At 54.8% G+C, this 12,172-nt stretch carries 8 protein-coding genes; 6 read left to right on the top strand and 2 right to left on the bottom strand.

Translation table 11 applies throughout. From position 1 onward, the window contains the following. Positions 1 to 8: 8 nt before the first annotated feature. Positions 9 to 3,980 (bottom strand): trifunctional transcriptional regulator/proline dehydrogenase/L-glutamate gamma-semialdehyde dehydrogenase, encoded by a 3,972-nt coding sequence (putA, locus tag AC6HVW_RS04555; RefSeq protein ID WP_497569280.1) that lies wholly within the window; start codon positions 3,978 to 3,980, stop codon positions 9 to 11. Positions 3,981 to 4,535: 555 nt separating this feature from the next. Here putA and putP point away from each other — a divergent pair. From putP to phoH, 5 genes are all read left to right on the top strand, one after another. After that, positions 4,536 to 6,014, top strand: coding sequence for a sodium/proline symporter PutP (putP, locus tag AC6HVW_RS04560; protein WP_137751164.1), 1,479 nt, complete (start codon positions 4,536 to 4,538; stop codon positions 6,012 to 6,014). Positions 6,015 to 6,252: 238 nt separating this feature from the next. Further along, a complete protein-coding gene (gene efeU / locus AC6HVW_RS04565) occupies positions 6,253 to 7,098 on the top strand; it encodes an iron uptake transporter permease EfeU (protein ID WP_065684221.1) in 846 nt (281 codons plus the stop codon). 18 nt (positions 7,099 to 7,116) lie between these two features. Continuing rightward, positions 7,117 to 8,250 carry an iron uptake system protein EfeO gene (gene efeO, locus AC6HVW_RS04570; RefSeq protein ID WP_071680874.1) on the top strand — a complete coding sequence of 378 codons (1,134 nt, stop codon included), beginning with the start codon at positions 7,117 to 7,119 and terminating at the stop codon, positions 8,248 to 8,250. An 11-nt stretch (positions 8,251 to 8,261) separates the two neighbouring features. Further along, positions 8,262 to 9,557, top strand: coding sequence for an iron uptake transporter deferrochelatase/peroxidase subunit (gene efeB / locus AC6HVW_RS04575; protein ID WP_071680873.1), 1,296 nt, complete (start codon positions 8,262 to 8,264; stop codon positions 9,555 to 9,557). Between the two features lie 632 nt (positions 9,558 to 10,189). Beyond that, positions 10,190 to 10,978, top strand: a complete 789-nt coding sequence (gene phoH / locus AC6HVW_RS04580) for a phosphate starvation-inducible protein PhoH (protein ID WP_021180979.1) — start codon at positions 10,190 to 10,192, stop codon at positions 10,976 to 10,978. A 177-nt stretch (positions 10,979 to 11,155) separates the two neighbouring features. Here the strand turns inward: phoH and AC6HVW_RS04585 are convergent, their stop codons facing one another. Continuing rightward, positions 11,156 to 11,629 carry a GNAT family N-acetyltransferase gene (locus tag AC6HVW_RS04585; RefSeq protein WP_071680872.1) on the bottom strand — a complete coding sequence of 158 codons (474 nt, stop codon included), beginning with the start codon at positions 11,627 to 11,629 and terminating at the stop codon, positions 11,156 to 11,158. Positions 11,630 to 11,819: 190 nt separating this feature from the next. On the opposite strand from AC6HVW_RS04585, the gene AC6HVW_RS04590 reads away from it, so the two are divergent. Beyond that, a complete protein-coding gene (locus AC6HVW_RS04590; RefSeq protein ID WP_175415623.1) occupies positions 11,820 to 11,957 on the top strand; it encodes a hypothetical protein in 138 nt (45 codons plus the stop codon). The last annotated feature ends 215 nt before the right edge of the window (positions 11,958 to 12,172 follow it).

The raw sequence follows: 12,172 nt of genomic DNA on the forward strand, positions 1-12,172 counted from the left end.
TTTGGCGATTAACCGATAGTCATCAGGCTGGCGTTACCCCCGGCGGCAGCGGTGTTGACGCTTAATGAGCGTTCGATCAACAGGCGTTCCAACAGGATGTTGGTTTCACCGCGAGCGAAGCCCTGCACTGAGACAATAGCACCGCTACGTTGAGCAATCTGCTCACACAGGGTGCGCAGCTGATCGGCGTCGCCGTGATAGATGGCTGCATCAAACTCGACGTTATCCTGCGCCCAATCCTTGGTGAAACCGATCCGTGCCTGTACGGCGGCTGGCAAGCTGCGATACAGCGTACGCTGCAATTCCGCCTCCGGCCACAGCGCCTGGCTGCCAACCGCCAGCACGGCAGCCAACTGGTTCAACGCATCGGCGTTGTTGTCCGCCAGGCACAGCACGCGTTCGCGTGGCAACAGCGCGTAAGTATTGCGTTCCCCGGTTGGGCCTGGCAGCGGACGTACGGTGCCACCCTGGCCCAGTTCGGCGTATTGTTGCGCCAGGACTGCCAACTCGCGATGGTTCTCCGCCACGGCCCATTGTTCCAAGGCCTGATGCGGCACAAGCAGCGTAGGGCGTACGGTGGCTTCCAGAGGACGCTCGTTATCCTGGCGATTCAGAGTACGCTGCACGGCATCCTGTGGACGGCTGGCCAGCAGGCGGTACAGATAGAGTGGACCACCGGCTTTCGGCCCGGTGCCAGACAGGCCTTCACCGCCAAACGGCTGCACGCCTACCACTGCACCCACCATATTGCGGTTAACATACAGGTTACCGACCTTGGCATGATCGGTGACTCTGGCGATGGTTTCATCGATACGCGTATGGATACCCAGCGTCAGACCATAGCCTGAAGCATTGATCTGATCGACCAACGCGCCCAGATTGGCACGCTGGAAGCGAACCACGTGCAGCACCGGGCCAAAGATCTCTTTTTGCAGCTCGTCAAAGCTTTCCAGTTCGATCAGCGTTGGCTTCACAAAGGTGCCGCGAGCCCACTCTTTCTCATCATCTCCCAGGCTTTTTGCCGCCTGATAAACCTTGCGGCCTTTGGCACGCATGGCCTGGATATGGCGTTCAATGCCGGTTTTGGCTTCAGCGTCTATCACCGGGCCAATGTCGGTAGACAGGCGTTCTGGATTACCCATCCGGCATTCTGCCATCGCCCCGCGCAGCATTTTCAGGGTGTGTTCTGCCACGTCTTCCTGCACACACAGGATGCGCAGGGCAGAGCAACGCTGTCCGGCACTGTCGAAGGCGGAGGCCACAACGTCGGTCACCACCTGTTCGGTCAGGGCAGAAGAGTCGACGATCATCGCGTTCAAACCGCCGGTTTCGGCAATCAACGGGGTCGGGCGGCCTTGAGGGTCCAGACGGCCTGCGATATTGCGTTGCAGAATGCCCGCAACGTCGGTAGAGCCGGTGAACATCACGCCGCGTACGCGTGCATCATTGACCAATAGAGAACCTACGGTTTCGCCCTGGCCAGGCAACAGTTGCAGAACGCCCTGAGGAATGCCAGCCTCCAACAGGATACGCACCGCCTGGGCGGCGACCAACGGCGTCTGTTCCGCCGGTTTTGCCAGCACGCTGTTACCGGCAGCAAGGGCGGCGGCAACCTGGCCGGTGAAGATGGCCAGCGGGAAGTTCCACGGGCTGATGCAGACTACCGGGCCTAACGGACGATGGCTGTCATTGGCGAAGTCGTCACGCACTTGGCCAGCATAGTAATGCAGAAAATCTACCGCCTCACGGACTTCTGAGATGGCGTTATTGAAGGTTTTACCCGCTTCGCGCACCAGGATCCCCAGCAGGCTTTGCAGTTGGCTTTCCATCAGCTCTGCCGCGCGTTCTAAAATGGCGGCACGTTCGGAAGGTGGGGTGGCAAACCAGATCGGCCCGGCTGCGGCGGCAGAGTCTAATGCACGGCTGACTTCACCTTCGGTGGCCTCACGCACATAGCCGACAATATCACCCGGTTCGGCTGGGTTGATCACCGGTTGTTCAACTCCTTGATCCAACGGAGCATCGATCATCGGTTCAGCACGCCATTGCTGGCTTGCGCTGGTGAGCAGGGCGCTGGACAGCGAAGCCAGCCGCTGTTCGTTGGTGAGATCCAGACCGCTGGAGTTAACGCGTTTTTCACCATATAGCTCACGTGGCAACGGAATACGCGGATGTGGCAAACCTATGCGGCCTTCGCTAGCCGCCATGGCCTCGACCGCGCTGACCGGATCGGCCACCAGTTCATCGAGCGGCAGGGTGGCATCGGCGATACGGTTAACGAATGAGGTATTGGCCCCGTTTTCCAACAGACGGCGTACCAGATAGGCCAGCAGCGTTTCGTGCGTGCCGACCGGCGCATAAATACGGCAAGGGCGGTTCAGCTTGCCGTCGGCCACTTTGCCTACTACCTGCTCGTACAGCGGTTCGCCCATGCCGTGCAGGCACTGGAATTCGTACTGGCCCGGATAGTAGTTATTGCCTGCCAGATGATAAATGGCGCTCAGGGTGTGGGCGTTGTGGGTAGCAAACTGCGGATAAATCAGGTTCGGCACCGCCAGCAGCTTGCGGGCGCAGGCCAGATAGGAAACGTCGGTATACACTTTGCGGGTATACACCGGGTAGCCTTCCAGGCCATCCATCTGGGCGCGCTTGATTTCGCTGTCCCAGTAAGCGCCTTTAACCAGGCGGATCATCAGGCGACGACGGCTGCGGCTGGCCATGTCGATCACCGCATCAATGGCAAACGGGCAGCGCTTCTGGTAAGCCTGAATAACAAAGCCGATGCCGTTCCAACCGGCCAACTGTGGCTCAAAGCACAGCTTTTCCAGCAGATCGAGGGAGATCTCCAGGCGATCGGCCTCTTCGGCGTCGATATTGATGCCGATATCGTATTGACGTGCCTGCAACGTCAGCGACAGCAAGCGTGGATACAGCTCTTCCATCACGCGATCGTACTGAGCGCGGCTGTAACGTGGGTGCAACGCTGAAAGTTTGATCGAGATGCCTGGGCCTTCATAGATGCCACGGCCATTGGAGGCTTTGCCGATAGCGTGGATGGCTTGCTGATAGGAAACTAGGTAAGCCTGGGCATCGGCTTCGGTCAGTGCGGCTTCACCCAGCATGTCGTAAGAGTAACGGAAACCTTTGTCTTCCAGCTTGCGCGCGTTGGCCAGCGCTTCGGCGATGGTTTCACCAGTCACAAACTGCTCGCCCATCAGGCGCATCGCCATGTCGACCCCTTTGCGGATCAACGGCTCGCCGCGCTTACCGATGATGCGGTTAAGTGCGCTGGAGAGATTGGCTTCATTATGGGTAGAGACCAGCTTGCCGGTAAACAGCAGGCCCCAGGTCGCGGCGTTGACGAACAGCGAAGGGCTGCGGCCAAGGTGGGAGTGCCAGTTGCCGTTGCTGATTTTGTCGCGGATTAACGCATCACGCGTTGGCTTGTCTGGAATACGCAGCAGCGCTTCGGCCAGGCACATCAGAGCCACCCCTTCCTGAGAAGAGAGTGAGAACTCCTGCAGCAACCCTTGCACCATACCGGCACGGCCGTTGGCACTCTTCTGGTTACGCAGTTTTTCGGCAATGCCATAGGCCAGTTTATGGGTGGCCTGTGCCAGATCGGCGGGTAAACGCGCCTGTTCCAGCAGCATCGGCACAGCTTCAGTTTCCGGGCGGCGGTAGGCAGCGGTAATAGCTGCGCGAGTGACGGATTGCGGCAGGATCTGTTCGGCAAATTCAAGGAAGGGTTGATGAGACTCTTCAGGAACCAGTGGCGTGACGTCATCCGCTTCTGCCTGGCCGGCAGCGGCCGGCGTCGGGATTTCTGGCAGATCGGAACCACTCTCCAGACGTTCAAGATAATTGAAAATAGCCTGCTTGATTAACCAGTGTGGTGTGCGGTCAATTCGTTGTGCCGCGCTTTTGATGCGATCGCGGGTTGCTTCATCGAGCTTCACGCCCATTGTGGTAGTGCCCATGCCAATCCAGCTCCTGTGTTTGGAACTCCTCCCAACCTGCCAGATTAGGGGCGATCCATAGTGTAATGAGGTTATTGATGCCGACAATATCCTGCATGTTGCAACTTTGTGCAACCTTGTTAAATGTAGCCAGTGGCGAAGTGTGACTCCAATCGATCTTTTAACATCTTGAGCGCTACGGATGACGGGTTGATAAGTGGGGGAACTGTGCTGGGTGGGGCCTATTCCCCTGTATTAATCAGGGTTAAGTAAGAGGTGCAACTCATTTCGGCTATGACGAGTGCAACCCTGGCAGCGAATAAATGTGACCTGGCGTGAGTTTCGTGTGACTTTTTTGTTAAATGTCTTGTTGGTTGTTGATTGCCTCATCTAGGATAGCCAGCGTTCAGACCATGATGGGTATAAACGCTGTTCGCCCGCCACCATCGCAATGCGCCCCGTTCCGGCGCCTGGCGGGTGAAATTACTGACATAAAAATACCCGATAACTTTCAATAGGCTGCTAACATACGGCGGCTTGAAAGGGAGAAGGGAATAAAAATGGAGAGTTAAGATAATGAACACACCTATGCTGGTGACCTTCGTGGTCTACATCCTTGGGATGGTGGTGATCGGCCTGCTGGCCTATCGTGCCACTAACAACTTTGACGACTACATTCTGGGTGGCCGCAGCTTGGGCAGCGTGGTAACCGCGCTCTCTGCCGGGGCATCCGACATGAGCGGCTGGCTGCTGATGGGCTTACCGGGCGCGATTTTCCTTTCTGGTATTTCGGAGAGCTGGATCGCCATCGGGCTGACCATTGGTGCCTACCTGAACTGGAAGTTGGTGGCAGGGCGGTTGCGTGTGCATACCGAAGCCAACAACAACGCCTTGACGCTGCCGGATTATTTCACCAGCCGTTTTGAAGATAACAGCAAACTGCTGCGGGTGATTTCCGCCATCGTGATCCTGGTGTTCTTCACCATCTATTGTGCTTCCGGCATTGTGGCCGGTGCGCGCCTGTTTGAAAGCACCTTCGGCATGACCTACGCCACCGCGCTGTGGGCCGGGGCAGCCGCCACCATCCTGTATACTTTTATCGGCGGGTTCCTGGCGGTCAGTTGGACCGATACCGTGCAGGCCAGCCTGATGATTTTTGCGCTGATCCTTACGCCGGTGATTGTGATTATCGCCGTGGGCGGCATCGACAGTTCGATGTTGGTGATCGCGGCTAAAAACCCGGCCAATCTGGATATGATGAAAGGGCTGAATCTGGTAGCGATCCTGTCGTTGCTGGGCTGGGGTCTGGGCTACTTTGGGCAGCCGCATATTCTGGCGCGCTTTATGGCGGCGGACTCCCACCGCACCATCCGTAGCGCTCGCCGCATCAGTATGACCTGGATGATCCTCTGCCTGGCGGGGACCATTGCGGTTGGCTTCTTCGGCATTGCTTACTTTGCCAATAACCCGGATCAAGCAGGCAATGTGACGCAAAACGGCGAGCGGGTGTTTATCGAACTGGCCATGTTGCTGTTTAACCCATGGATTGCCGGGATCCTGCTGTCGGCCATTCTGGCGGCGGTAATGAGCACCTTGAGCTGTCAGCTGCTGGTTTGTTCGAGTGCGATCACCGAAGACCTGTACAAAGCCTTCTTGCGCAAAGGGGCCAGCCAGCGTGAGCTGGTGTGGGTAGGGCGTGCGATGGTGCTGGTGGTAGCGCTGGTGGCGATTGCCTTGGCGGCTAACCCGGAGAACCGCGTGCTGGGTCTGGTCAGCTATGCCTGGGCCGGTTTTGGTGCCGCATTTGGCCCGGTGGTGCTGATCTCGGTGATGTGGTCGCGTATGACCCGTAACGGCGCACTGGCCGGTATGCTGGTGGGGGCGATCACCGTGATCGTCTGGAAGCAGTACGCCTGGCTGGATCTGTATGAAATCATTCCAGGCTTTGTGTTTGGCTGTATCGCCATCGTGGTGGTTAGCCTGATGGGTCGCCAGCCTTCGGCAACTATCACCAAACGTTTTGATCTGGCAGAGGCCGAGTTCAAAACGGTCTAAATCCGCCTTAATCTCTCCCCGGCAATCGGGGAGAGATCGGCTTTTCTCCTCACGACTCTCATCAAGCTGTAACAACTAGCGACATTTGATTAATAAAAATCACACTTCCGCCTCTTGTTTTTCTTTTCAGTAGAATGATAATCACTATCGTTCTGGTTTACTTTTCTTTACATTGCCGCAGCCTGGTTACTCAGCGCCAGCGGCTGACTACAAACGCCTTTTCAGGGGTTAATATTCTATGTTTGTTCCTTTCCTTATCATGTTCCGTGAGGGGCTGGAGGCTGCGCTGATCGTCAGTTTGATCGCCAGCTATCTGAAGCGGACTCAACGCGGTCAATGGCTTGGTGTGGTATGGATTGGGGTAATCGTCGCCGTTGCTCTGTGCCTGGCGCTAGGTATCTTCATCAATGAAACCACCGGCGAGTTTCCGCAAAAACAGCAAGAGCTGTTCGAAGGGCTGGTAGCGGTGGTGGCGGTGTGCATCCTGACCTATATGGTGTTTTGGATGCGCAAGGTTTCCCGCTCGGTGAAGGTGCATCTTGAAGGGGCGATCGATAACGCCCTCAACTCGAGTAAAAGGCAAGGGTGGGCGTTGGTGGCGATGGTGTTTTTTGCCGTTGCCCGTGAGGGGCTGGAGTCGGTGTTCTTTCTGTTGGCTGCGTTTCAGCAGGATGTGGGCATTGCCGCGCCAATCGGTGCGATGCTCGGACTGGCGTGCGCCATCGTGGTGGGCATGCTGATCTATTGGGGCGGCATCAAACTGCACTTGGCTAAATTTTTCAAATGGACCAGTCTGTTTATTCTGTTCGTGGCTGCGGGCCTGGCCGCCGGGGCGATCCGTGCCTTCCACGAGGCTGGATTGTGGAACCACTTCCAGGACATCGCGTTCGACCTCAGCAACCAGCTATCCACGCATTCACTGCTGGGCACCCTGTTAGAGGGAATGTTCGGCTATCAGGAAGCGCCATCGGTCAGCGAAGTGGCGGTCTATTTCCTGTATCTGATCCCTGCTCTGATTTTCTTTTTCCTGCCGCAGCGTACGGAGTCCTCTGCGATCCCGGCGCAACGCAAGACACATCACTAATTTACTAGGGAATTCCGTATGTCTACTCCGTTATTTCGCCGCAAGGCATTGCATGCCGCATTACTGGCCGTTCCTGCTTTCGCGCTGAGCCTCAACGCGCTGGCGGCGGATATCCCTCAGATTAAGGTGACCGTTAACGACAAACAGTGTGAGCCGATGCAGTTGACCCTGCCCGCCGGTAAAACCCAGTTTGTGGTGCATAACACCAGCCAGAAGAACCTGGAGTGGGAAATCCTCAAAGGCGTAATGGTGGTGGAAGAGCGTGAAAATATCGCGCCAGGTTTCACCCAGAAAATGACGGCAAACCTCGAGCCGGGTGAATACGATATGACTTGTGGGCTGCTGAGCAACCCGAAAGGCAAGCTTGTCGTCACGGCTGCGGGAGCGGTAGCTGATGGCAAACCGAATGTGATGGATCTGGTTGGCCCGATTGCCGAATATAAAGTCTATGTCACCAAGGAAGTTGAAGGGCTGGTCAAGCAAACCAAGCTGTTCACCGATGCGATCAAAGCCGGTGATGTGGCCCAGGCCCGCAAGCTTTATGCGCCAACCCGTCAGCACTACGAGCGTATCGAACCGATTGCCGAGCTGTTCTCCGATCTGGACGGCAGCATCGACGCCCGTGAAGACGACTATGAGAAAAAAGCCGAAGATCCGAAATTCACTGGCTTCCACCGTCTGGAGAAAGCGCTGTTTGCCGACAACACCACCAAGGGCATGAATGAGTATGCCGATGGTCTGTACAAAGACACGCTGGAATTGCAAAAACGCATCGGTGAACTGACCTTCCCGCCAAGTAAAGTGGTGGGCGGCGCTGCTGGCCTGATTGAAGAAGTGGCAGCCAGCAAGATCAGCGGTGAAGAGGATCGCTACAGCCGTACCGACCTGTGGGATTTCCAGGCCAACGTCGATGGCGCCCAGAAGATTGTGAACCTGTTGCGTCCGCTATTGGAAAAGGCCAACCAGCCACTGCTGGCCAAGATCGACGCCAACTTTAAAACCGTCGACACCATCCTGGCTAAATACAAGACCGCAGAGGGTTACGAGTCTTACGAGAAGCTGACTACCGCGGATCGCAATGCGATGAAAGGGCCGATCACTACGCTGGCAGAAGACCTGTCACAGCTGCGTGGCGTGCTGGGTCTGGATTAAGGCTGAGCATGATGAACAACAAGCCCGGCCCGCATAACGGGCCGTTTCCTCAAGATGAGCAGGCCGCTTCGCCTTCGCGTAGGCGGTTGTTGCAGGGGTTGGGCATGATGGGCGGTGCTCTGGCGTTGGCGGGGCCATCCCTGGCGCGGGCAGCAGAAGAGCCACTGGCTACCTCGCAGGACGAACGCTGGCAAAAACAACCGTTCTACGGCCAGCACCAAGCCGGTATTTTGACGCCGCAGCAAGCGGCCATGATGCTGGTGGCTTTCGACGTGTTGGCGACCAACAAACAGGATCTTGAACGGCTATTTCGTCTGTTGACCAGCCGTATCGCGTTCCTCACCAGCGGCGGTAAGGCACCGGAGGTCGATCCCAAGCTGCCACCGTTGGATTCGGGCATTATGGGGCCAGAGATCTACCCCGATAACCTGACCATCACCGTTTCCGTTGGCACCTCGCTGTTTGATGAGCGCTTTGGCTTACAGGCGCAGAAACCGCTGCACCTGCAAACCATGACGCGTTTCCCCAACGACTCACTCGATGCTGCCCTGTGTCATGGTGACCTGCTGCTGCAAATCTGTGCCAATACCAATGAAACGGTGATCCACGCGCTGCGCGATATCATCAAGCATTCGCCAGACTTGCTCAGCGTGCGCTGGAAGCGGGAAGGTTTTATCTCGGCTCACTCGGCCCGCAGCCGGGGCAAAGAGACGCCGATTAACCTGCTGGGCTTCAAAGATGGTACCGCCAACCCAAAAACCAGCGATAAGCCGTTGATGGATCAGGTGGTGTGGGTCGGTAATAAGGCGGGGGAACCTGCCTGGGCCGTTGGCGGTAGCTATCAGGCTGCGCGTATTATTCGTTTCCACGTTGAATTTTGGGATCGGACGCCGTTGCAGGAGCAGCAAACCATCTTTGGCCGTGAAAAACACAGCGGTGCGCCGTTGGGGATGAAGCACGAGCATGACGAACCGGACTATGCCAAAGACCCGGAAGGTAAGCTGATCCGCATGGATGCCCATATTCGGCTGGCCAACCCGCGCACACCGCAAACCCAGAGCAGCCTGATGCTGCGCCGTGGCTACAGTTATTCGTTGGGCGTTTCCAATTCGGGGCAACTGGAGATGGGCCTGCTGTTTGTCTGTTACCAGGCTGACTTGGAGCAGGGTTTCCTGACGGTGCAGAAACGCTTGAACGGTGAAGCGCTGGAGGAATACGTTAAACCTATCGGTGGCGGCTATTTCTTTGTGCTACCGGGCGTCAAGACGAGTGGCGATTATTTGGCCAGCGGCTTGCTGCAGGCTTGAACAGCTAAGTTTTTCAGCATAACAGAGAAGCGCAGCGCAAAGGCTGCGCTTTTTTATGTGCTCAATTTTTAATCCGGAAACCTAAATGTCATTCGCCGGGATTAATACCAATATATTGATATTTAACAATAAAATAATTTAATGCCAAGTCGTTTTCGCTTTGATATAGTGGTGTTGCAGCGGGTTAAAACAAAAAATATTAAATTTTTTTACATTTTAGCAACGCGGCGCGGTTGAATGTCATTATACTGTAATCATCTGGCGGTAGTTTTCACACGGTGCACAGCTTAGTGCTGTAAATATCACTGCGGGGATCGCTAATGGTAAAGTCCTTGGTTGGGCTACAAACAACAAATAACATACCTTCCCTGATTTCTCGTTGTAACGAGGGCTCTCTCTACGACTCTCAATTTCTGACCGACTCTTGGCTTTCCTTTCGTATTAATCCGGCTGACACACACTCCTGTTTTGTACCAACCTCGTTGTTCTGTGAAAAAGAGCCGCGCCTTTTGGCGGCTAGGTGTTTACGTCATTCTATGGCTTTAAAGGGGGCCACAACCTAATACGTGTGTAACATAATCGCTCGGTGTTTGCTGCCCTGCGGTAGGTGAAACAAACTGTAAGGTGCCACTATGGGAAGACAGAAAGCAGTGATCAAAGCACGTCGTGAAGCCAAACGCGTCATTCGTCGTGACGCTCGTAGTCATCGCCAGCGTGAAGAAGAAAGCGTGACCTCGCTGGTACAAATGGGTGGTGTGGAATCTATCGGCATGGCTCGTGACAGCCGGGATACTTCTACCATCGAGGCTAGAACCGAAGCTCAAGGTCATTACTTATCAGCCATAGAAAACAAGCTGTTGATATTTGCCACTGGTGAGGCCGGTTGCGGTAAAACCTTCATCAGTGCAGCCAAGGCAGCTGAAGCCCTGATACATAAAGAGGTGGATCGGATTATCGTCACTCGTCCGGTTCTGCAGGCGGATGAAGATCTCGGCTTTTTGCCGGGGGATATCTCTGAGAAGTTCGCCCCTTATTTCCGGCCGGTGTATGACATTCTGCTACGCCGTTTAGGATCGTCGTTCTTGCAATACTGCCTGCGCCCGGAAATTGGCAAGGTAGAGATCGCGCCTTTCGCCTATATGCGCGGGCGTACCTTCGAAAATGCGGTAGTCATCCTGGACGAGGCCCAGAACGTGACGGCCAGCCAGATGAAGATGTTTTTGACCCGCCTGGGTGAGAACGTCACGGTGATCGTGAACGGCGATATTACCCAGTGCGATTTGCCACGCGGTGTGAAATCCGGCCTTAGCGACGCGCTGGAGCGCTTCGAAGAGGACGAGATGGTCGGCATCATTCGTTTCGACAAACAGGACTGTGTGCGCTCTGCCTTGTGCCAACGCACGCTTAATGCTTACGATTAATTTGTCTGATAGCTTACAAAAGGCCACTTCGGTGGCCTTTTTAATGCGTAGACATCTCGTAATCCGTAGGTGGCTCATGAAACGAAATTTATATTTGACTGAGTCTTCTGGGGGACGGTGAAACGCACAGATAAAGGCCAAGTATAAGCTGGCGTATTGTTTGCCATAATGTAGGGGTTACCGTTGAGGGGCGTGTAATCGATAGCGAATAAAATGAACGCCGTCATATTCAATGTCACCATCAAACTGAAATCCCAGCCGAAATATTGCTTTAATTTTCAACCGTGTTGGGGGCAGCAGGATGGTGATTGAATTGAGTCCCATCTCATTGAAAGCATGAGCTAAAATTTTGTCATAGATTTTTTTTCCGAGTCCCCAATGGTCAGGGTGGAGCACTAAGGCCAAGTCAGCATCTCCGTTTTCGTATTGCAAGCCTCCCCAGCCGACAAACTTGCCGTTTACTGTAAAAGCCCATGGCCCATATCCGTATTCATCCCATTGAGATTCTTTGCTTTTTACCCATTCGAGACATTCAGTATCGTCGAAGTTTGAGTCACCTAAGGGCATTTGGCGTAAAACCAATGGGTTGGAGTTTAGGGCAATGATTTCGCTTCGATCGATATCGCTAAGGCGTTTAAACACAATATCCATTACTAACTCTTTGTATATGTGGTAGAAACCATGGTGTACTGGTGGCCAACAGTGTATGGGATGATACCAATAAAGCTGCTTCATTGCGGCCAATTTGAGTACAATAAATCGCAGGATCACTAAGGGATAATATTATGTACGATATTCAGCGCTGGCGGTCCAGCGTAGGGAAAACACGGATAAGCCTGCGGTGCTGGTCGAATTGAGAAAGCCCGAACATGGCTATCATGAAAGCTATTATGCCGGGATTGCGCGCTATATTGGTGATGTCGATGTCAGCAAGATACGGCAGCGGGTTTTTGCCGATAATCCCAGCAAGGGGAAGTGATTTGCTAGCAAAGGGTGGGGCATTGGCTACGGCGATCGTCCCCTCACCCTAACCCTCTCCCATAGGGAGAGGGGACTGGCCGTGCTACCAATTGGCCGCTTTACCGGTTTACAATACCGCATCGATTTCCTTCGTGAATAAGCTGCAGATTGCTTCCTATAACTAAATACAGACCGTATCAATCCCTTGCGTGAATAAGCTACAGATTGTCTTCT

The sequence above is a fragment of the Serratia sp. NCCP-200 genome, from assembly GCF_059697885.1.